The 21,374-nt window shown below is 71.5% G+C and carries 18 protein-coding genes and 1 other RNA gene; 16 read left to right on the top strand and 3 right to left on the bottom strand.

Annotated elements, in window-relative coordinates; genetic code table 11:
• A complete protein-coding gene (gene prfB / locus SVTN_RS14565) occupies window positions 1-1,104 on the top strand; it encodes a peptide chain release factor 2 (RefSeq protein WP_041129482.1) in 1,104 nt (367 codons plus the stop codon).
• Window positions 1,105-1,497: 393 nt separating this feature from the next.
• Complete coding sequence (locus SVTN_RS45515; protein ID WP_041129481.1) at window positions 1,498-2,445, top strand: hypothetical protein; 948 nt, start codon at window positions 1,498-1,500, stop codon at window positions 2,443-2,445.
• 101 nt (window positions 2,446-2,546) lie between these two features.
• On the opposite strand, the gene SVTN_RS14555 is transcribed toward SVTN_RS45515, so the two are convergent.
• Window positions 2,547-2,729: a hypothetical protein gene (locus SVTN_RS14555; RefSeq protein WP_041129480.1), complete on the bottom strand. Its 183-nt coding sequence runs from the start codon at window positions 2,727-2,729 to the stop codon at window positions 2,547-2,549.
• A gap of 235 nt (window positions 2,730-2,964) precedes the next feature.
• Between SVTN_RS14555 and ftsE the strand changes: the two genes are divergently transcribed.
• From ftsE to ssrA, 5 genes are all read left to right on the top strand, one after another.
• Window positions 2,965-3,654, top strand: coding sequence for a cell division ATP-binding protein FtsE (gene ftsE, locus SVTN_RS14550; protein ID WP_030692056.1), 690 nt, complete (start codon window positions 2,965-2,967; stop codon window positions 3,652-3,654).
• Window positions 3,655-3,675: 21 nt separating this feature from the next.
• Window positions 3,676-4,593 (top strand): permease-like cell division protein FtsX, encoded by a 918-nt coding sequence (ftsX, locus tag SVTN_RS14545; protein WP_041129479.1) that lies wholly within the window; start codon window positions 3,676-3,678, stop codon window positions 4,591-4,593.
• A 78-nt stretch (window positions 4,594-4,671) separates the two neighbouring features.
• A complete protein-coding gene (locus SVTN_RS14540; RefSeq protein ID WP_041133892.1) occupies window positions 4,672-5,847 on the top strand; it encodes a S41 family peptidase in 1,176 nt (391 codons plus the stop codon).
• Between the two features lie 18 nt (window positions 5,848-5,865).
• Entirely contained in the window at window positions 5,866-6,405 is a 540-nt protein-coding gene (gene smpB, locus SVTN_RS14535; protein WP_052499114.1) for an SsrA-binding protein SmpB, read from the top strand.
• Between the two features lie 113 nt (window positions 6,406-6,518).
• Window positions 6,519-6,912: a transfer-messenger RNA gene (ssrA, locus tag SVTN_RS41450) on the top strand.
• A 49-nt stretch (window positions 6,913-6,961) separates the two neighbouring features.
• Here the strand turns inward: ssrA and SVTN_RS14530 are convergent.
• Window positions 6,962-8,233 (bottom strand): MFS transporter, encoded by a 1,272-nt coding sequence (locus tag SVTN_RS14530; protein ID WP_078908349.1) that lies wholly within the window; start codon window positions 8,231-8,233, stop codon window positions 6,962-6,964.
• 83 nt (window positions 8,234-8,316) lie between these two features.
• Here SVTN_RS14530 and SVTN_RS14525 point away from each other — a divergent pair, with 83 nt between their 5' ends.
• The 6 genes from SVTN_RS14525 to SVTN_RS14500 all read left to right on the top strand — a co-directional run bounded on the left by SVTN_RS14525 (window position 8,317) and on the right by SVTN_RS14500 (window position 16,833).
• A complete protein-coding gene (locus tag SVTN_RS14525; protein WP_041129478.1) occupies window positions 8,317-9,267 on the top strand; it encodes a LysR family transcriptional regulator in 951 nt (316 codons plus the stop codon).
• A gap of 134 nt (window positions 9,268-9,401) precedes the next feature.
• Window positions 9,402-10,757: a nitrate/nitrite transporter gene (locus SVTN_RS14520; RefSeq protein WP_041129477.1), complete on the top strand. Its 1,356-nt coding sequence runs from the start codon at window positions 9,402-9,404 to the stop codon at window positions 10,755-10,757.
• 84 nt (window positions 10,758-10,841) lie between these two features.
• Window positions 10,842-11,978: a uroporphyrinogen-III synthase gene (locus tag SVTN_RS14515; RefSeq protein WP_041129476.1), complete on the top strand. Its 1,137-nt coding sequence runs from the start codon at window positions 10,842-10,844 to the stop codon at window positions 11,976-11,978.
• 103 nt (window positions 11,979-12,081) lie between these two features.
• Window positions 12,082-14,361 carry a HelD family protein gene (locus tag SVTN_RS14510; protein WP_041129475.1) on the top strand — a complete coding sequence of 760 codons (2,280 nt, stop codon included), beginning with the start codon at window positions 12,082-12,084 and terminating at the stop codon, window positions 14,359-14,361.
• Window positions 14,362-14,773: 412 nt separating this feature from the next.
• Complete coding sequence (locus SVTN_RS14505) at window positions 14,774-16,204, top strand: NAD-dependent malic enzyme (protein ID WP_041129474.1); 1,431 nt, start codon at window positions 14,774-14,776, stop codon at window positions 16,202-16,204.
• A 347-nt stretch (window positions 16,205-16,551) separates the two neighbouring features.
• Entirely contained in the window at window positions 16,552-16,833 is a 282-nt protein-coding gene (locus tag SVTN_RS14500; protein ID WP_015033921.1) for an HU family DNA-binding protein, read from the top strand.
• Between the two features lie 132 nt (window positions 16,834-16,965).
• Here SVTN_RS14500 and murA read toward each other — a convergent pair whose 3' ends face one another.
• Window positions 16,966-18,306 carry a UDP-N-acetylglucosamine 1-carboxyvinyltransferase gene (gene murA / locus SVTN_RS14495; protein WP_030692046.1) on the bottom strand — a complete coding sequence of 447 codons (1,341 nt, stop codon included), beginning with the start codon at window positions 18,304-18,306 and terminating at the stop codon, window positions 16,966-16,968.
• 279 nt (window positions 18,307-18,585) lie between these two features.
• Here murA and SVTN_RS14490 point away from each other — a divergent pair, with 279 nt between their 5' ends.
• From SVTN_RS14490 to SVTN_RS14480, 3 genes are all read left to right on the top strand, one after another.
• Window positions 18,586-19,146: a YqgE/AlgH family protein gene (locus SVTN_RS14490; RefSeq protein ID WP_041129473.1), complete on the top strand. Its 561-nt coding sequence runs from the start codon at window positions 18,586-18,588 to the stop codon at window positions 19,144-19,146.
• Window positions 19,147-19,176: 30 nt separating this feature from the next.
• Entirely contained in the window at window positions 19,177-19,464 is a 288-nt protein-coding gene (locus SVTN_RS14485; RefSeq protein WP_015033918.1) for a DUF3039 domain-containing protein, read from the top strand.
• Window positions 19,465-19,689: 225 nt separating this feature from the next.
• Window positions 19,690-21,336 carry a beta-N-acetylhexosaminidase gene (locus SVTN_RS14480; RefSeq protein WP_078908348.1) on the top strand — a complete coding sequence of 549 codons (1,647 nt, stop codon included), beginning with the start codon at window positions 19,690-19,692 and terminating at the stop codon, window positions 21,334-21,336.
• The last annotated feature ends 38 nt before the right edge of the window (window positions 21,337-21,374 follow it).

Genomic DNA, 21,374 nt, shown 5'->3' with positions numbered 1-21,374 from the left:
GTGGCAGTCGTCGATGTATCCGAAGAGCTGAAGTCCCTCTCCTCGACCATGGGGTCGATCGAGGCCGTCCTGGACCTCGAGAAGCTGAGGGCCGACATCGCCGTGCTCGAAGAGCAGGCCGCGGCCCCGTCCCTGTGGGACGACCCGGAGGCGGCGCAGAAGATCACGAGCAAGCTTTCGCACCTCCAGGCCGAGGTCCGCAAGGCCGAGACCCTGCGCGGCCGGATCGACGACCTCGCGGTGCTCTTCGAGCTCGCCGAGGAGATGGACGACCCGGACACCCTCGCCGAGGCCGAGGCGGAGCTGACCTCCGTCCGCAAGGCCCTCGACGAGATGGAGGTCCGCACCCTCCTCTCCGGCGAGTACGACGAGCGCGAGGCCCTGGTCAACATCCGCGCCGAGGCCGGCGGCGTCGACGCCTCCGACTTCGCCGAGCGGCTCCAGCGCATGTACCTGCGCTGGGCGGAGCGCCACGGCTACCCGACGGAGATCTACGAGACCTCGTACGCGGAAGAGGCGGGCATCAAGTCCACCACCTTCGTCGTGAAGGCCCCGTACGCCTACGGCACGCTCTCCGTCGAGCAGGGCACCCACCGGCTCGTCCGCATCTCGCCCTTCGACAACCAGGGCCGCCGCCAGACCTCCTTCGCCGGCGTCGAGATCCTCCCCGTCGTCGAGTCCTCGGACCACGTCGAGATCGAGGAGTCGGACCTGCGCGTCGACGTGTACCGCGCCTCCGGCCCCGGCGGCCAGGGCGTCAACACGACCGACTCGGCCGTGCGCATCACGCACCTCCCGACCGGCATCGTCGTCTCCTGCCAGAACGAGCGCTCCCAGATCCAGAACAAGGCGAGCGCCATGAACGTCCTCCAGGCCAAGCTCCTGGAGCGCCAGCGCCAGGAGGAGCGGGCCAAGATGGACGCCCTCAAGGACAGCGGCAGCTCCTGGGGCAACCAGATGCGTTCGTACGTGCTCCACCCGTACCAGATGGTCAAGGACCTCCGTACGGAGTTCGAGGTCGGCAACCCGCAGTCCGTCCTGGACGGCGAGATCGACGGCTTCCTGGAGGCGGGCATCCGCTGGCGCAAGCAGCAGGACAAGTAGTCCCCTCGGTCGTACTCGGTCGTACGAGCCCCGGGCCCCGCACCTCTCGGTGCGGGGCCCGGGGCCGTTCCGCGGCCTCCCGCGTATTCGCTGACGCAAGCGGAAGCGAGGCCATCGAGGCGCTTTGTCGACAAGGGAACTGCCGTTGCCGGGCCCGGAGTTCCGGGTTTACGTCACAGTTGCATCGTCGCATGTCGGTCAGCTGGTGATCTTTCGGGCATCGCACGCGCAACGACCTTGACGCTTCATCGGAAACTCGGAAGGGTGGCGTACTGGCATGCGCTTTCCTGGGACGCGTGTGAACGGGGGCCGGTCCAGTCGTGACACGCCCCTGCTGCGCGGGGCCCCGAGCGCTGCCCCATGACGAGATGAGCTACTGGGGGTAGCAGCCAGATGACCAACAAGACGCGAGTCCGCTTGGTGCGGGTCGCGGCCAGTGCCGTGATCATCGCCGGCGCGTCCCTGACGGCGGCCGGTGCCGCGCAGGCCGTCGGCGGGTTCGGAACAGAGCAGGACGCGGGCCTCGGGGTCCAGGTCACCCTGGGCGGCGAGGAAGAGGACACCGGCAACACGAGCCTCGGCGGGATCGCCGGTGGCGCTGCTGCCGACGGTGGCGCTGCCGCTGACGGTGGCGCTGCCGCCGATGGTGGCGCGGCTGCCGATGGCGGTGCGGCCGCTGACGGTGGTGCGGCTGCCGACGGTGGCGCCGCTGCCGATGGTGGTGCGGCTGCCGATGGTGGTGCCGCTGCTGACGGCGGTGCGGCCGCTGACGGTGGTGCGGCTGCCGACGGTGGCGCCGCTGCCGATGGTGGCGCGGCCGCCGATGGCGGTGCGGCCGCCGACGGTGGCAACAGCGACGGCGGCAACGCGTCGGACGGTGGCAACTCCTCCGACGGCGGCAACTCGTCGAACGGCTCCGGCTCGAACGGCTCCAACGGGAACGGCTCCGGCTCCAACGGCTCGGGCTCCAACGGTTCCGGCTCGAACGGTTCCGGTTCGAACGGCACCGGCGGCACCTCCGCCACCGGCGGTTCCTCCACCAGCGGTGGTTCCTCGACCACCGGCGGCTCCACCACCACCGGCGGTTCCTCCACCGACGGTGGCGCCGGCACCTGCACCGTCGACCTCGACGGCGCCGAGTGCGTGGACACCCCGAACAACGCCGACCCCAACCAGGGCGGCTCGCAGCCGGTGCAGCAGGGTGAGGCGAAGGAGGAGCTCGCCGAGACCGGTGCGGCCGAGACCTCGTTCCTGGTCATCGGCGCCGCGACCATGATCGCCGGCGGCATCGGCTTCCGCATGCTGCCGCGTCTCGTCGGCGGTGGTCGCGCCGCCGTCTGACGCACCCGCGCAGACGTGTAGACGCATGACGAAGGGCCGGGGGGTTCGCTCCCCGGCCCTTTCGCATGGTTTCGGCTCGTGTGGGCTCCGTACGCCCTCGATCAGGCCGCCTGGACCGCCGCGAGCAGCGCGATCGCCGCAAGCAGCGCGATCGCCAGCGTCAGCAGCATCGCGGGGGACAGCCCCTGAGGGGTCAGGCGCTCCCGGTTCGCGCGGCAGACGGGGCAGCGACCTTCGGCGACCGGGGCCGCGCAGTTGGCGCAGACCAGTCGGTCGTAGGTCATGCGCTCTCCTCCTCCCGCACTGGGGTACACACCAGGACAACGTCCGGTGAGCTCCGGACGTTCCCCCTACCACTCTGCCAGCTCCGCGGCGTTTCGGCGCGCCCCGCCCGATTGCCCACCTTCCGCCCGGAGGGGCGAAAAGGATAAACGGCGCAAGCCAGGACCGCGACTGCGCGGGCCATCCCCGGTCGCGTAAGGTCACGCACACCTACTCCCGGCCGACCGTGGTGCATCCGTGATCCGATTCGACAACGTCTCCAAGTCCTATCCGAAGCAGAGCCGCCCCGCGCTCCGGGATGTCTCCCTGGAGATCGAGAAGGGGGAGTTCGTCTTCCTCGTCGGTTCCTCCGGCTCCGGAAAGTCGACTTTCCTGCGACTGCTCCTGCGCGAGGAGCGTGCCAGCCAGGGCCAGGTGCACGTCCTCGGCAAGGACCTGGCCCGGCTCTCCAACTGGAAGGTGCCGCAGATGCGGCGCCAGCTGGGCACCGTCTTCCAGGACTTCCGCCTGCTGCCCAACAAGACCGTCGCCGAGAACGTGGCCTTCGCGCAGGAGGTCATCGGCAAGCCGCGCGGCGAGATCCGCAAGGCCGTGCCGCAGGTGCTCGACCTGGTCGGACTCGGCGGCAAGGAGGACCGGATGCCGGGCGAGCTCTCCGGCGGTGAGCAGCAGCGCGTCGCCATCGCGCGGGCCTTCGTCAACCGGCCGATGCTGCTGATCGCCGACGAGCCCACCGGCAACCTCGACCCGCAGACCTCCGTCGGCATCATGAAGCTGCTCGACCGGATCAACAGGACAGGGACCACCGTCGTCATGGCGACCCACGACCAGAACATCGTCGACCAGATGCGCAAGCGCGTCATCGAGCTCGAAAAGGGCCGCCTCGTCCGCGACCAGGCGCGCGGCGTCTACGGCTACCAGCACTGACGGCGGGGGATCCAGAACACCATGCGCGCTCAGTTCGTGCTCTCGGAGATCGGCGTCGGTCTCCGCCGCAACCTGACGATGACCTTCGCCGTGATCGTCTCCGTGGCCCTCTCGCTCGCCCTCTTCGGCGGTGCGCTGCTCATGCGCGAGCAGGTCAGCACGATGAAGGACTACTGGTACGACAAGGTCAACGTCTCCATCTTCCTCTGCAACAAGGCGGACGCGGTCTCGGGCGCCAAGTGCGCCAAGGGTGCGGTCACCGGCCAGCAGAAGGAGCAGATCGAGGCCGATCTGAAGAAGATGGACATCGTCGAGTCCGTCCAGCACGAGACGGCCGACCAGGCGTTCAAGCACTACAAGGAGCAGTACGGCGACACCGCCATCGCCTCCGTGGTGACGCCGGATCAGATGCAGGAGTCGTTCCGGGTCAAGCTCAAGGACCCGGAGAAGTACAAGGTCGTCGCCACGGCCTTCGCCGGCCGCGACGGCGTCGAGTCGGTCCAGGACCAGCGGAACATCCTGCAGAACCTCTTCGACCTGATGAACGGCATGAACATCGCCGCCCTCGGCGTCATGGGCCTGATGCTGATCATCGCGCTGATGCTGATCGTCAACACCGTCCGCGTCTCGGCCTTCAGCCGTCGCCGCGAGACCGGCATCATGCGGCTCGTCGGCGCGTCCAGCTTCTACATCCAGATGCCGTTCATCATGGAGGCCGCGTTCGCCGGACTCCTCGGCGGCGGCGTCGCCTGTGTGCTGCTGCTCGTCGGCCGGTACTTCCTGATCGACCACGGCATCGCGCTCGCCGAGAAGATGCAGCTGGTCAACTTCATCGGCTGGGACGCCGTCCTCGCCAAGCTGCCGCTGGTGCTCGTCATCGGGCTGCTCATGCCCGCCGTGGCCGCCTTCATCGCGCTGCGCAAGTACCTGAAGGTGTGAGAAGACACCTCTGACGGCGGATGGCGTCGTACGGGCAAAGCCCGTGCGGCGCCATCGCCTTGTCCTAGAGTGGGCGCCATGTCGGCCGGGCCCGCACCCTTCTGTATCCGGCCCCGCGGAGTCGTCCGCGGGGCCGTTCTGACGTTGGTCTTCACCGGGGTCCTCGCCACCGCCGCGGCCACCGGCTCGCTGCCACGGCAGGAGTCCGCGCGCGCGGAGCGGCCGGCGCCGGCCCGGGTGCCGGACGGCGGGACCGTCGACGGTGCCGCGCTCAGCCGGGCCGCCGCCGCGGCCATGGCCGACGGGAAGTCGGGCAAGCAGGCCGCCGAGGAGTTCGTCAGCCGCAGCGGCGACCGCTGGGGCGCGGTGTACGACAAGAAGGAGTACGCCGAGTTCGAGCAGGCCCTCGACGGCGCCTACACCGGGGTCGGGCTCTCCGCCGGCCGGACCGGGGCGAGCGGGATCCGGGTGACCCGGGTCCGGTCCGGCGGCCCCGCCGACAGGGCCGGGCTCCGTACCGGCGACCGGCTCCTCTCCGTCGACGGGCGGCCGGTCGACGGGCTCTCCGTCTCCGAGGTGGTCTCCCTGCTGCGCGGCGACGGGGTTCCCGGCTCGGCCGTCGCCCTCCGGGTCGAGCGCGGCCGCGCCGCCTGGACGCAGACCCTGCGCAGGGCCCGGGTCGCGACGGACCCGGTCACCGTCCGCCGCCTCGACGACGGGGCCGTACTGATCCGGGTCGCCGCCTTCACGAAGGGGGCGGGCGCGCGCGTACGGGACGCGGTGCGGACCGCGCCGGCCGGCGCCGGGGTCCTCCTCGACCTGCGCGGCAACTCCGGCGGCCTGGTCGCCGAGGCCGCCGTCGCCGCCTCCGCCTTCCTCGACGGCGGGCTCGTCGCCACGTACGACGTGGAGGGCGAGCAGCGGGCCGTGTACGCGGAGGGCGGCGGGGACACGGGAAGGCCGCTGGTCGCGCTGATCGACGGGGGCACCATGAGCGCGGCCGAGCTGCTCACGGGCGCCCTCCAGGACCGGGGCCGGGCGGTCACCGTCGGCTCGCGGACCTTCGGGAAGGGTTCGGTCCAGATGCCGAGCGCCCTGCCCGACGGCTCGGTCGCCGAGCTGACCGTCGGCCACTACCGGACCCCCGCCGGGCACGCCGTCGACGGCCGCGGCATCACGCCGGACCTGGCGGCGGGGGAGCGGGCAGAGGAGCGGGCGAGAACGGTATTGAGTGGCCTCGGAGGGGGCTCGTAGTGCGAAAATGGCCGCACTATGGCAAAGGGACTCGTGAACGTGCAGGGCAAGCCTGCGAAGAAGGCATCGGACAAGGCGCCTGAGCGCAAGCTCATCGCGCAGAACAAGAAGGCGCGGCACGACTACCACATCATCGACACCTACGAGTGCGGTGTGGTGCTCATGGGCACCGAGGTGAAGTCGCTGCGCATGGGCCGGGCCTCGCTGGTCGACGGCTTCGTCCAGATCGACGGCCACGAGGCGTGGCTGCACAACATCCACGTGCCCGAGTACATGCAGGGCAGCTGGACCAACCACCACGCGAAGCGGAAGCGGAAGCTGCTGCTGCACCGGGCCGAGATCGACAAGCTGGAGTCGAAGTCGCAGGAGACGGGTCACACGATCGTGCCCCTCTCGCTGTACTTCCTGAACGGCCGGGTGAAGTGCGAGATCGCGCTGGCCAAGGGCAAGAAGGAGTACGACAAGCGCCAGACCCTGCGGGAGAAGCAGGACACGCGCGAGACGAACCGGGCGATCGCGGCGGCCCGGCGGCGGCAGCGGGCGGCGCAGAGCGCGTAGGCGCCCGGAGCGCCTGGTGCCTCCCGCCGTTAATGTGCTGGCAACCGGCCCCGTCGGTCACGTACGATGGGACCTGCACCCCACAGAGGGTGTGTGTTTTGAAAAATCAACATGGGGATGATCGGTTTCGACAGCGGATGTCGAAGCAGTGGGAAGCGTGTCGAGGAAGCGGCAATGATCTCGTAAACCATATGTCGCAACCAATAATCGCCAACACCAAGAGCGATAACTCCCGCTTCGCCCTCGCTGCCTAATTTTAGGTAACGAACAGAAGCCTCTGTGAGGAGCGTCAGCCCGGGGGTGGTCCCGACCCGGATCCTGGCGTCATTAAGGGATCTAAACCTCTCGCCCCGGTCACGGGGGTGGGAGGGAAATCAAACAGTGACTGAGCCCGTTCCGGACTTGTCTGGGTGATCCGGAGGGCTGAGAAACTCGTACCAGACTGCACACGGAGAAGCCCTGATTCCGCACCGTTGGACGCGGGTTCGATTCCCGCCATCTCCACTCATCCCATGTGGGCAAAGGCCCGGTGGTCACCTCGACCACCGGGCCTTCGTCATGCCCGGACGCGAGAGCCCCGACCCACGCGGGCCGTCGTGCACAGGGTCAGGGCCACCGCCGCCGCCGTCACCGGGATCAGGAAGCCGAAGGCGGCGAAGGGGGCGTGGTCGGCGGCCCAGCCGCCGGTCGCCGAGCCGGTCGCGATGCCCGCCAGGAGGGCGGTCACGGCGAGGGTCATGCCCTCGTTGAGCTGGGACGCGGGCGTGAGGCGCTGTATCAGGCCCATGCCCGTCACCATCGTCGGGGCCGTCGCCATGCCCGCCACCAGGAGGCCGGCGGCCAGGGCGAGCAGGGAGCCGGTCGAGGCGGCGAGCAGCGGCATCGCCATCAGGACGGTCATCGCGGCCAGGCAGGTGCGCAGCCGGGCGGTGCGGCGGGCGTGGCCGTAGAGGAGGCCCGCCGCGCAGGAGCCCGCGGCCTGGAGGGCGAGGACCGGTCCCGCGACGGGCCCGTCCACGTACGCCAGGGTCACGACCTCCATGGAGCCGAAGACCGCCCCCGTGGCGAGGAAGACCGCGAGCAGCGGCGCCATGCCGGGGGCCCGCAGCGGGGAGCCCGCGGCGGTGCGGGGGGCGACCGGGGGTTCGGTGGAGCGCTGGGCGGCGAAGACCAGGACGCCGGAGAGGAAGAGGAGGCCCGCGGTGAGCGTGCCGGCCTCCGGGAAGAGCGCCGAGCAGAGGACGGCGGCGAGCACCGGGCCGATCATGTAGCAGAGCTCGTCGGCGGCCTGCTCGAAGGCGTTCGCGGTGTGCAGCGCGTCCGGGTCGTTCCGGAAGAGGTGTGCCCAGCGGGCCCGGGACATGCCGCCCGTGTTCGGGGTGGTGGCGGTGACGGCCGTGGTGAGGAAGAGGGACCAGACCGGGGCCCTCTCGTGGACGCAGAGCAGCAGGACCAGATGGCCCAGGACCGCGTACGCGGTGGCCGGGACCGCGATCCTGGCCTGGCCGTACCGGTCGACGAGCCGGGCGATCAGCGGTCCGGTGACGGAGCCGACGGCGAGGCCGGTGGCGGTGACCGCGCCGGCCAGGGCGTAGGAGCCGTACGCCCCCGCGATCATGATCACGGCGCTGACGCCGAACATGCCCATCGGCAGCCGGGCGATCAGGTTCCCGGCGGTGAAGGCGCGGGTGCCGGGGTGGGAGAAGAGGCGGAGGTAGGGGTTGGCGGGGAGGGCGCGGGGATCGTCGCGGTAGCGGGGGGCGAGGGCCGGGCCCGCCGGGGTGAGGGTGAGGCCCGCCGGGGTGGGAGTGAGGTCCGGTTGCGGCATGGATCAAGGCTCCTTCGGCGCGGCCCCGCCGGTCCAACACCTTCTCGGTGGCCATTCACGCGCCTGTGTTGTTGAATGCGGCGATGTCCGTCGACCCCCGCCTGCTGCGCGCCTTCACCGCCGTCGCCGAAGAACTGCACTTCACCCGCGCCGCCGGGCGGCTGTTCGTCGCCCAGCAGGCCCTCAGTCGCGACATCCGGCGCCTGGAACGCGAGTTGGGCGCCGAACTCTTCGTACGGACCACCCGGCAGGTCGCCCTCACCCCCGACGGCGAACGCCTCCTCCCGTACGCCCGCCGGGTGTTGGCCGCCCACGACGAGCTGGACGACGCCTTCCGCGCCGCGCCCCGGCCGCTCCTCGTCGACCTCAACAGCCCCGGCCTCGCCCCGGAGGACGTCCTGCGCCGGGCCCGCGAACTCGCCCCGGAGCAGGAGCTGATGGCCCGCTACGAGAGCGGACTCACCGGAGCCGTGCAGGAGATCCTCGCCGGGCGGATCGACACCTCCTTCGGCCGGTACGGGGGACTCGACGCCCGCCTCCGGGCGCGGCTCGACGTCCAGTTCGTCCGGTACGAGCCGATGGCGGTCATCCTCCCCGAGGACCACCCGCTCGCCGGCCTGCCCGAGGTGCCGCTCGCCCGCCTCGCCGGAGAGCGGATCTACGCCGGGGCCGGAAACGACCGCACCCCCGAGTGGACCGACCTCGCCGCCCGCCTCTTCGCCGGCCGGGGCATCGAGATCGCCCCGCCCGCGCCGCTCGCCGTCGGCAAGGAGGAGTTCCGTCGGCTCATGGCCAAGTACCGCGACCCGGTCCTCGCCGTCGTCGACTTCCCGCCCATGCCGGACTGTGTGATCCGGCCGCTCGTCGACCCCGTCCCCCTCTCGCCCGTGAGCCTCGTGTGGCGCAAGGGACTCCGCCACCCCGGCCTGGACGCCCTCCGCCGGGCCGCTGCGGAGCTGGGCGCCCGGGAGGGCTGGCTGGAGCGCCCGCCCGGCTCCTGGCTGCCCGAGGGGGAGCCCGGCCTGCCCGCGTAGAACGGGGGCGCTCACAGGGGAGTCGTACGCCGGGTGAGAGCAAGGTTCCGTTACCGTCACCTCACGGCACCGGCCTGAAACGCGCCCTCCCTAGCGTCGGTCGCATCAGGGATCCGACTCCGTGGAGGTGCGAGATGGGTGGCCGCTGGATCGAACGCTGGGAACCGGAGGACGAGACCTTCTGGAGGGAGAAGGGGGAGAAGATCGCCCGGCGCAATCTGGCCTTCTCCGTGCTCTCCGAGCACATCGGCTTCTCCGTCTGGAGCCTCTGGTCGGTCATGGTGCTCTTCATGGGGCCGCAGTACGGGGTCGACCCGGCCGGCAAGTTCTTCCTCATCGGCACCGCCACCTTCGTCGGCGCGCTGATCCGCATCCCGTACACCTTCGCCGTCGCCCGCTTCGGCGGCCGCAACTGGACGATCCTCAGCGCCCTGCTGCTCCTGCTGCCCACCGGCCTCGCCTTCGCGGTGATGCACCCCGGCACCTCGTACACCACCTTCGTCCTCGTCGCCGCGCTCACCGGCGTCGGCGGCGGCAACTTCGCCTCCTCGATGACCAACATCAACGCCTTCTTCCCGCTCCGGAAGAAGGGCTGGGCGCTCGGCCTCAACGCGGGCGGCGGCAACATCGGCGTCCCCGTCGTCCAGCTCGTCGGCCTCCTCGTCATCGGCACCGCCGGCGCGATGCACCCGAGGATCGTGCTCGGCGTCTACCTGCCGCTCATCGTCGTCGCCGCCGTCTGCGCCGCGCTCTTCATGGACAACCTCGCCCCCGTGAAGAACGACACCGGGGCCGCGAAGGAAGCCGTACGGGCCCGGCACACCTGGATCATGGCCTTCCTGTACGTGGGCACCTTCGGTTCCTTCATCGGCTACAGCTTCGCCTTCGGCCTCGTCCTCCAGACCCAGTTCGGCCGCACCCCGCTCCAGGCCGCGTCCCTCACCTTCATCGGCCCGCTCCTCGGCTCCCTCATCCGGCCCCTCGGCGGCTCCCTCGCCGACCGGCACGGCGGCGCCCGCATCACCCTGTGGACCTTCGCCGCGATGGCCGCCGCGACCGGCGTCGTCATCTACGCCTCCGTCGTCGAGTCCCTCTCCGTCTTCCTCGTCGGCTTCATCGGACTCTTCGTCCTCAGCGGCCTCGGCAACGGCTCCACGTACAAGATGATCCCGGCGATCTTCCTCGCCCAGGGGCACCGCAAGGGGCTGGTGGGCGAGCCCGCCGAGGCCTACGGGCGGCGGCTCTCCGGGGCCTCCATGGGGCTCATCGGCGCCGTCGGCGCGCTCGGCGGACTCGGCATCAACCTCGCCTTCCGCCAGTCCTTCCAGACCGCCGGCACCGGCACCGCAGCCTTCGTCGCCTTCCTCGCCTTCTACGCGGCCTGCATGCTGGTCACCTGGGCGGTATACCTTCGGGCGCCGGTCACCGTTCCCGATGTCGTGGAAGCGGTCACGGAGCCGGAGTCCCGGCCCGGATTCGCGCGGGTGTGATGTCCGATGCCCGGCGCGGACCGTAACGACCAGGAAATACGCGCGAACCCGGACCGTCACGCGTCCCCGTCAGGCTCGGGCCCCATGGACGAGCAAGAACACGGCCCCCTCGCGGGCTTCACGGTCGGCGTCACCGCGGCACGACGCGCCGACGAGCTGATCGCGCTGCTGCGCCGACGCGGCGCCGCCGTCGTCCACGGCCCCGCCCTGCGGATCGTGCCGCTCGCCGACGACACCGAACTCCTCGCCGCCACCAAGGAACTCGTCGGCCACGCCCCGGACGTCGTCGTCGCCACCACGGCGATCGGCTTCCGGGGGTGGGTCGAGGCGGCCGAGGGGTGGGGGTGCGGGGAGGAGCTCCTCGACGTGCTGCGGGGCGTCGAGCTCCTCGCCCGGGGCCCGAAGGTCAAGGGGGCCGTACGGGCCGCCGGGCTCACCGAGTCCTGGTCGCCCTCGTCCGAGTCCATGGCCGAGGTCCTCGACCGGCTCCTCGCGGAGGGCGTCGAGGGCCGCCGCATCGCCGTCCAGCTCCACGGCGAGCCCCTCCCCGGCTTCGTGGAGGCCTTGACGGCGGGCGGGGCGGAGGTCGTCGGCGTCCCCGTCTACCGCTGGATGCCGCCCGAGGACCTCGGCCCGCTCGACCGGCTCCTCGACGCGGTCCTCGCGCGCGGGCTCGACGCGGTGACCTTCACCAGTGCGCCGGCCGCCGTGTCGCTGTTCTCCCGGGCGGCGGAGAAGGGCGTACGGGACGAACTCGTCGCCGCGCTCCGGCACGACGTGCTCGCGGTGTGCGTGGGGCCCGTGACGGCGCTGCCGCTCCAGGCGGAGGGCATCGACACGTACCAGCCCGAGCGCTTCCGGCTCGGGCCGCTCGTCCAGCTCCTCTGCCGGGAGCTCCCCGGGCGCGCCCGGGTCCTGCCCGTCGCCGGCCACCGCGTCGAGATCCGCGGGCACGCGGTCCTCGTCGACGGCGCCCTGCGGCCCGTCCCGCCCGCCGGGATGGCCCTCCTCGGCCTCCTGGCCCGCAGGCCCGGCTGGGTCGTCTCCCGCGCCGACCTCCTCCGGGCGCTGCCGGGCTCGGGGCGCGACGAACACGCCGTGGAGACGGCGATGGCCCGGCTCCGGACGGCCCTCGGCACGCCGAACCTGATCCAGACGGTGGTGAAACGGGGGTACCGCCTGGCCCTGGACGCACCCCCGGAGCAGAAGTACGACGGCTGACCCCGCCGCCCCCCGCCGTGGGCCTGCGGCCCGCGCCTGACACGGTGCCCCCTCGTGGCGTACGCTCGACGGCTGCCCAGTGCACGTGAGAAGGGGGCCTTAGGTGGCCGCGCAGGAAGCCGTGGACACGGTCAGAGACCGTGAGATCGGTGTCGAGCAGGAACATCTGGATCAGGTCTACCGCCGACTGGAGGAGAAGATCCACGAGGCGGAGTTCCTGATGAACGACGCCGCCCAGCGGGGCCAGGTCGGCACGCCCGGCGCCCTCGCCGAGCGGGACGCCCAGGTCTTCCGGGCCGGCATCCACCTCAACCGGCTCAACAACGAGTTCGAGGACTTCCTCTTCGGTCGGATCGATCTGCTGTACGGGAAGGACGGGAAGAAGGGCCCCGACGGCGCCTACACCTCCGTCGAGCCCGCCGAGGACGCCGTACGCCCCGACAACACCGCCGAGATCGGCGAGACCCTCCACATCGGGCGGATCGGCGTCCTCGACTCCGACTACGCGCCCCTCGTGATCGACTGGCGCGCGCCCGCCGCCGCGCCCTTCTACCGGTCCACCCCCGTCGACCCCGGCCGCGTCGTGCGCCGGCGCGTCATCCGCTCCAAGGGCCGCCAGGTCCTCGGCGTCGAGGACGACCTCATGCGTCCCGAGCTCCGCGCCACCCTCGACGGGCGCGAGCTGCCCGTGATCGGCGACGGCGCCCTGATGGCCGCCCTCGGCCAGGCCCGCAGCCACACCATGCGGGACATCGTGTCCAGCATCCAGGCCGAGCAGGACCTGGTCATCCGCGCGCCCGCCGCCTCCGTCACGTACGTCGAGGGCGGGCCGGGGACCGGCAAGACGGCCGTCGCGCTGCACCGCGCCGCCTATCTGCTCTACCAGGACCGGCGGCGCTACGCGGGCGGCATCCTCATCGTCTCCCCGACCCCGCTCCTCGTCTCGTACACCGAGGGCGTCCTGCCCTCCCTCGGCGAGGAGGGCCAGGTCGCGATCCGCGCCGTCGGCTCGCTCGTCGACGGCGCCGAGGCCACCGCCTACGACGAGCCCGCCGTCGCCCGCGTCAAGGGCTCCTCCCGCATGGTGCACGTGCTGCGGAAGGCCGCCCGGGGTGCCCTGGAGAGCCCCGACGCCCCGCAGCTCCTGCGCGTCGTCGCCTTCGGGCGGCGGCTCGAGCTGGAGGCCGACGAACTCCGCCGCATCCGCCACAACGTCCTCGGCGGCACCGCCCCCGTCAACCTGCTCCGGCCGCGTGCCCGGCGGCTGCTCCTCGACGCGCTGTACGCCAAGTCCGGCGCCGCCGGCCGGCACAGCGACCCCGAGCTCGCCGCCGAGCTGCGTTCCTCCTTCGACGAGGACGTGTCGACCGAGGACTCGTTCCTCTCCTTCCTCGACGCCTGGTGGCCCGAGCTCGCGCCCCGTCAGGTCCTCGACGCCATGGCCGACGAGCGGCGGCTCGGGCGCTGGGCCCGGCGGATCCTCAACCCGGGCGAGGTGCGGCGGCTCGCGCGTTCGCTGCGCCGCCGGGACCTCTCCGTCCACGACGTCGCCCTCCTCGACGAGCTGAACACCCTGCTCGGCGCCCCGGCCCGGCCCCGCAAGAAGCGGGAGTACGACCCGCTGGACCAGCTCACGGGCCTCGAGGAGCTGATGCCCGTACGGGAGGAGACCCAGCGGGAGCGGGCCGAGCGGCTCGCCGCCGAGCGCACCGAGTACGCGCACGTGATCGTCGACGAGGCCCAGGACCTGACGCCCATGCAGTGGCGGATGGTCGGCCGGCGCGGCCGGCACGCCACCTGGACGGTCGTCGGCGACCCGGCGCAGTCCTCCTGGTCGGACCCGGACGAGGCCGCCGAGGCCCGCGACGAGGCCCTCGGCTCCCGGCCGCGGCGCCGCTTCGAGCTCACCGTGAACTACCGGAACCCGGCGGAGATCGCCGAGCTCGCCGCCAAGGTCCTCGCCCTCGCCATGCCGGGCAAGGAGTCGCCGCGCGCGGTCCGTTCGACGGGCGTCGAGCCCCGCTTCGTCCCCGTCGCGGAGAAGGGTGATCTGGCCGAAACCGTACGTTTGGAAGCGGAGCGGCTGCTCGGCGAGGTGGACGGGACCGTCGGTGTCGTCGTCGCCATGAACCGGCGGGAAGAGGCCGCGCGTTGGCTCGCCGGCCTCGGCGACCGGGTGGTGGCCCTCGGCTCCCTGGAGGCGAAGGGCCTCGAGTACGACGCCACGGTGGTCGTCTCTCCCGCCGAGATCGCCGACGAGTCGCCCGCCGGCCTGCGGGTGCTGTACGTGGCCCTCACCCGGTCCACCCAGGCGCTCACGGTGCTCGCGGGCGACCGTGACATGCCGGACGGGGCGGGGGTCCCGGACCTGCTGCGGGACTGAGCCGGTCGACGCCGCGGGGCCGGGCCGACCGGGGCCGCGGCGCCGATTTCAGGTCAACCTGTGGCGCTGGAATCACCAGCCAGGGTGGTTTGTTAGCCTTGTCGTGGCACCGGCTCGATCCAAGCCCCCGGGCCCAACCTTCGTCCCTCAGAGGGACCACTTGCCGCGAGGCGAGCATGGCGGGTCGGTGCCACTTAGATGTATGTACGAAGTTGAGGCCCCCGTCACCATCCGGTGACGGGGGCCTCTTCTGTTTCCCCAGCACTTCTCGTATGGTGGAAACTACTTTCCGAAAACGAAATGACCGCATTACCTGCTACCGGCGGGTAGGTGCGACCATCGGAGGGCGCCGCCAGGCAACCAGCCGGGGCGGCGTAGCAGCGAAGCTCAGGGAAAGCAGAGGAACTCGGCCATGGCAACGGCGCCCAGCGTCTCGTACTCGATGACGGTCCGGCTGGAGGTTCCCGCCAGCGGAACCGCGGTCTCCCAGCTCACCACGGCGGTGGAGTCCCACGGCGGATCCGTCACCGGCCTCGACGTGACCGCCTCCGGCCACGAGAAGCTCCGCATCGACGTCACCATCGCCGCGACCTCCACCGCGCACGCCGACGAGATCGTCGAGCAGCTGCGCACCATCGAGGGCGTCGTCCTCGGCAAGGTCTCCGACCGTACGTTCCTGATGCACCTCGGCGGCAAGATCGAGATGGCGTCGAAGCACCCCATCCGCAACCGTGACGACCTCTCCATGATCTACACCCCGGGCGTCGCCCGCGTGTGCATGGCGATCGCCGAGAACCCCGAGGACGCCCGCCGCCTCACCATCAAGCGCAACACCGTCGCGGTCGTCACCGACGGCTCCGCCGTCCTCGGCCTCGGCAACATCGGCCCGATGGCCGCGATGCCGGTCATGGAGGGCAAGGCGGCCCTGTTCAAGCGCTTCGCCGACATCGACGCCTGGCCGATCTGCCTCGACACCCAGGACACCGACGAGATTGTCGCGATCGTCAAGGCGATCGCCCCCGGCTTCGCGGGCATCAACCTGGAGGACATCTCCGCGCCCCGCTGCTTCGAGATCGAGGCCCGGCTGCGCGAGGCCCTCGACATCCCCGTCTTCCACGACGACCAGCACGGCACCGCCATCGTCGTCCTCGCCGCCCTCACCAACGCGCTGCGCGTCGTCGGCAAGGGCATCGGCGACGTACGGGTCGTCATGTCCGGTGCCGGCGCCGCCGGTACGGCCATCCTCAAGCTGCTGATCGCGGCGGGTGTGAAGCACGCCGTCGTCGCCGACATCCACGGCGTCGTGCACGCGGGCCGCGAGGACCTGGTCGACGCCGCCCCCGGCACGCCGCTGCGCTGGATCGCCGACAACACCAACCCCGAGGGCGTCACCGGCACCCTCAAGGAGGCCGTCGTCGGCGCGGACGTCTTCATCGGCGTCTCGGCCCCGAACCTGCTCGGCGCGGAGGACGTCGCCGCCATGGCGGAGGGCTCCATCGTGTTCGCGCTCGCGAACCCCGACCCGGAGGTCGACCCGGCCGCCGCCCGGCAGACCGCCGCCGTCGTCGCCACCGGCCGCTCGGACTTCCCGAACCAGATCAACAACGTGCTGGTCTTCCCGGGCGTCTTCCGCGGTCTGCTCGACGCGCAGTCCCGTACGGTCAACACGGAGATGATGCTGGCGGCGGCCTCCGCCCTCGCCGGCGTGGTCACCGAGGACGAGCTGAACCCGAACTACATCATCCCGTCGGTCTTCAACGACAAGGTCGCCGGCGCGGTCGCCGGAGCCGTCCGGAACGCGGCGAAGGCCGCGGGCGCGGGCACGGCGTCGAACGGCCGCTGAGCGGGCGCCGTCAGCGGACGCCGAGCGGCCGCTGACGGCGCGTCGCGATTCGCGGAGCCGTAAACCCGCCTTTAGGGTGGCTTTTCGGCTCCGCGCTGTTTTCGCGGCGTCGACGGAACGTCACCACCACGGGACTCTGGCGCTTTTCGTGTGACCCGCGGGGGTGCCGGATTGGCGTTCCCGCCGCTGGTGGGGGCAGGATGCGTGTTTGGGCGCGAGGGTCTGTCATTTGACCCGGGTCCGGGGACTGTCCGAGGGCCCTGGCAGCATCGGCTTCGCTGTACCCAATCGCGCGGCTTCCGCCGCGTGGCACGCCTCACAGGCAAGAAGAACACGGGAGTAACAACATGAACCGCAGTGAGCTGGTGGCCGCCCTGGCCGACCGCGCCGAGGTGACCCGCAAGGACGCCGACGCCGTGCTGGCCGCTCTCGCCGAGACCGTCGGTGAGGTCGTCGCCAAGGGTGACGAGAAGGTCACCATCCCCGGCTTCCTGACCTTCGAGCGCACCCACCGTGCCGCTCGCACCGCTCGTAACCCGCAGACCGGCGACCCGATCGACATCCCGGCCGGCTACAGCGTGAAGGTCTCCGCGGGCTCGAAGCTCAAGGAAGCCGCCAAGGGCAAGTAAGGCTGCCTAGAGGCGCAGAAAGGGCGGCCACCCTGTCAGGGGGTGGCCGCCCTTTCGTTCGCGCCCGTACGGGCCCTTGCGGGCCCTTGACGCCTTACGGGGCCCCACGGGGCCCCGTAAGGCGTCCGAGAATCAGACCAGCGCGCTGCCCGGCAGCTCGACCTTCGCGCCCAGCTCGACGAGCTTCTCCATGAAGTTCTCGTAGCCGCGGTTGATCAGGTCGATGCCGTGGACCCGGCTCGTGCCCTGGGCCGCGAGCGCCGCGATCAGGTACGAGAAGCCGCCGCGCAGGTCGGGGATGACCAGGTCGGCGCCCTGGAGCTTCGTCGGGCCCGACACGACCGCCGAGTGCAGGAAGTTCCGCTGGCCGAAGCGGCAGTCGGAGCCGCCCAGGCACTCGCGGTACAGCTGGATGTGCGCGCCCATCTGGTTCAGCGCGGAGGTGAAGCCGAGCCGGGACTCGTACACCGTCTCGTGGACGATGGAGAGGCCGGAGGCCTGCGTCAGGGCCACGACCAGCGGCTGCTGCCAGTCCGTCTGGAAGCCGGGGTGCACGTCCGTCTCCAGGTGGATCGCGTTCAGCGAGCCGCCCGGGTGCCAGAAGCGGATGCCCTCGTCGTCGATCTCGAAGGCGCCGCCGACCTTCCGGTACGTGTTGAGGAAGGTCATCATCGAGCGCTGCTGGGCGCCGCGCACGTAGATGTTGCCCTCGGTGGCCAGCGCCGCCGACGCCCAGGAGGCCGCCTCCAGGCGGTCCGGGAGCGCCCGGTGGGTGTAGCCGTCGAGACGGTCGACACCGGTGATCCGGATGGTCCGGTCGGTGTCCATGGAGATGATCGCGCCCATCTTCTGCAGGACGCAGATCAGGTCCTCGATCTCGGGCTCCACGGCCGCGTTCGACAGCTCGGTGACGCCCTCCGCGAGGACCGCCGTGAGCAGCACCTGCTCGGTCGAGCCGACCGAGGGGTACGGCAGGCGGATCTTGCAACCGCGAAGACGCTGCGGGGCCTCCAGGTACTGCCCGTCCGCCCGCTTCTCGATGGTCGCGCCGAACTGGCGGAGCACGTCGAAGTGGAAGTCGATGGGCCGGCCGCCGATGTCGCAGCCGCCCAGGCCCGGGATGAAGGCGTGGCCGAGGCGGTGCAGCAGCGGGCCGCAGAAGAGGATCGGGATGCGCGACGAACCGGCGTGGGCATCGATGTCGGCGACGTTGGCGGACTCGACGTGCGTCGGGTCGAGGACGAGCTCGCCGGGCTCCTCGCCCGGGCGGACCGTCACTCCGTGCAGCTGGAGCAGCCCGCGGACGACGCGGACGTCACGGATGTCGGGAACGTTGCGCAGACGGCTGGGACCGCTGCCGAGCAGGGCGGCGACCATCGCCTTGGGCACGAGGTTCTTCGCGCCGCGAACGCGGATCTCGCCCTCCAGCGGGGTTCCGCCGTGGACAAGCAGGACATCGTCTGTGCCGGTCATGAATCTCGCGTTCCGAAAGTGGGGTCCGACGGGTGGCCAGAGAAAAGGGTAAGGGGCCATGAGACCCCGATCGGGTGCCCCATGGGGCCTGTCAGATGTAATGAATTCGGCACAACACCCTCTGTTCCCGTGATCTTGCGGAGCGTCACCGTCCGCTTGTCCTCGCGGGGCGGTCCGACGCCGCGGCCCCGGCCCTCCTGAGCTGCGGTGGTCACCGGCTTCCCCGGATCACGTCCGACAACCCCCCGCGAACGCCGAAGATGCGGGATCATGTGTCGCATGACCGAGGTGTCCTCGCTCACAGGACGGCTGCTCGTGGCCACCCCCGCGCTGGCGGACCCGAATTTCGACCGCGCGGTGGTCCTGCTGCTCGACCACGACGACGAGGGCTCGCTCGGCGTCGTCCTCAACCGGCCCACGCCGGTCACCGTCGGCGACATCCTCGCCCCCTGGGCCGCCCTCGCCGGCGAACCCGGCGTCGTCTTCCAGGGCGGCCCCGTCTCGCTCGACGCGGCCCTCGGCGTCGCCGTGATCCCCGGCGACGAGGGCCCCCTCGGCTGGCGGCGGGTGTACGGGGCGATCGGCCTGGTCGACCTGGAGGCCCCGCCCGAGCTGCTCGGACCCGCGCTCGGCTCGCTGCGGATCTTCGCCGGGTACGCGGGCTGGGGCCCCGGCCAGCTGGAGGCCGAGCTCGGCGACGGCGCCTGGTACGTGGTCGAGTCGGAGCCCGGCGACGTCTCCTCGCCGCGCCCCGAGACGCTCTGGCGGCAGGTGCTGCGACGGCAGCGCGGCGAGCTCGCGATGATCGCGACGTACCCCGACGACCCGTCCCTCAACTGAGGGCCACGGCTTTCAGTACCCTTGGCGGTTATGAGCACTCTCGAGCCCGAGCGCGGGGCAGGTACGGGAACCCTCGTCGAGCCGACGCCGCAGGTGTCCCACGGTGACGGCGACCACGAGCGCTACGCCCACTACGTCCAGAAGGACAAGATCATGGCGAGCGCCCTCGACGGCACGCCCGTCGTGGCGCTGTGCGGAAAGGTCTGGGTACCGGGGCGCGACCCCAAGAAGTACCCGGTCTGTCCGATGTGCAAGGAGATCTACGACTCCATGGGCGCGGGCGGCGGCGACAAGGACAAGGGCGGCAAGGACAAGTAGCCGTGCCGTCCTGACGTCGGGGCGAGCCCTTCCGCGGCCCCCGTCGCGCGTACTTCGGTACGTGCGACGGGGGCCGTTGCGCGTTCCGGAACGGGTCGATGTGGTCGATGCGGCCGATGTGGTCGAGACCTCTTGTCGGCCCGGTCGAAGGCCCCTAGCCTCGCCGTGTTGTGCAACGCGAAACGACTGTTGCACATGCTGCAACGCTCGCGTGTGGAGGGGGCGATGACGTCGGAGCAGGACCTGATTCCCGTACCGCTGTCGGTGGAGCACCGGGGGAGTTCCGCCGGGTGTTTCCCGCTCGACGAGCGGACCACGCTCGACGCCGGACCCGGCACCGGGTCCACCGCCCGCTGGCTCCGCGCCGCGCTCGGCGCCGCCACCGGGCTGCCGTTCGCCGACGGAGCGGGCGAGCACGCCGTACGGCTGCGGATCAGCGAGGAGGTGGCGCGGGAGCGGGGCCCGGAGGCCTACCGCCTGAGCACCGAGCGTCCCGGTGCCGCCGTCGTCATCGAGGGCGGCGGCCCCGCCGGGGTGTTCTGGGGCGCCCAGACCCTCCGTCAGCTCCTCGGCCCCGACGCGTACCGCAAGGCGCCCGTGCGGAGGGACGCGGCCCGGGACCTCCCGTACGTGACCATCGAGGACGGCCCCCGCTTCGGCTGGCGCGGCCTTCTCCTCGACGTCTCCCGGCACTTCACGCCCAAGGACGACGTCCTGCGCCTGCTCGACCTCCTCGCCGCCCACAAGCTGAACGTCTTCCACCTCCACCTCACCGACGACCAGGGCTGGCGCATCGAGATCGAGCGCCACCCGAAGCTCACCGGGGTCGGCGCCTGGCGGGCCCGCACCAAGTGGGGGCACCGGGCCTCGCCGCTCTGGACCGAGACCCCGTACGGCGGCTTCTACACCCAGGACGACATCCGCGAGATCGTCGCGTACGCCGCCGAGCGGCACATCACCGTCGTCCCCGAGATCGACCTCCCCGGCCACGCGCAGGCCGCCATCGCCGCCCACCCCGAACTCGGCAACACCGACGTCGTCGACACCGCCGCCCTCACCGTCTGGGACACCTGGGGCGTCAACCCCAACGTCCTCGCCCCCACCGAGGCCGTCCTCCGCTTCTACGAGGGCGTCTTCGAGGAGGTCCTCGACCTCTTCCCGTCCACCTTCGTCCACGTCGGCGGCGACGAGTGCCCCAAGGACCAGTGGAAGGCCTCCCCGACCGCCCAGGCCCGCATCGAGGAACTCGGGGTCGGCGACGAGGACGGCCTCCAGTCCTGGTTCATCCGCCACTTCGACCGCTGGCTCGCCGCCCGCGGCCGCCGCCTCATCGGCTGGGACGAGATCCTGGAGGGCGGACTCGCCGACGGAGCGGCCGTGTCGTCCTGGCGGGGGTACGCGGGCGGAATCGCCGCAGCCGAGGCCGGCCACGACGTCGTCATGTGCCCCGAACAGCACGTGTACCTGGACCACCGACAGGCGCCCGGCGAGGACGAACCCGTGCCCATCGGATACGTCCGCACCCTGGAGGACGTCTACCGCTTCGAGCCCGTCCCGCCGGGCCTCTCGCCCGAGGCCGCCGCCCACATCCTGGGAACCCAGGCCAACGTCTGGACCGAGGTGATGGAGAACCGCTCCCGCGTCGACTACCAGGTCTTCCCGCGCCTCGCCGCCTTCGCCGAGGTCGCCTGGTCCGCGCTGCCCGCGCCGGAGGCGCGCGACCACGCCGGTTTCGAGCGCCGCATGCGCACCCACTACCGGCGCCTGGACGCCCTCGGCGTCGACTACCGCCCGCCCGCCGGACCCCACCCCTGGCAGCAGCGGCCGGGGGTCCTGGGCCGCCCCCTGGAGGGCACGCCCCCGAACGTGTGAGGGACCCGACGTCACCCGGTCACCCAAGAGTGGTGAAA

The organism is Streptomyces vietnamensis (assembly GCF_000830005.1).
Lineage (GTDB): Bacteria > Actinomycetota > Actinomycetes > Streptomycetales > Streptomycetaceae > Streptomyces > Streptomyces vietnamensis.
The sequence above is the reverse complement of the archived record's forward strand: the minus strand, read 5'-3'. Positions and strand labels throughout refer to the sequence as shown.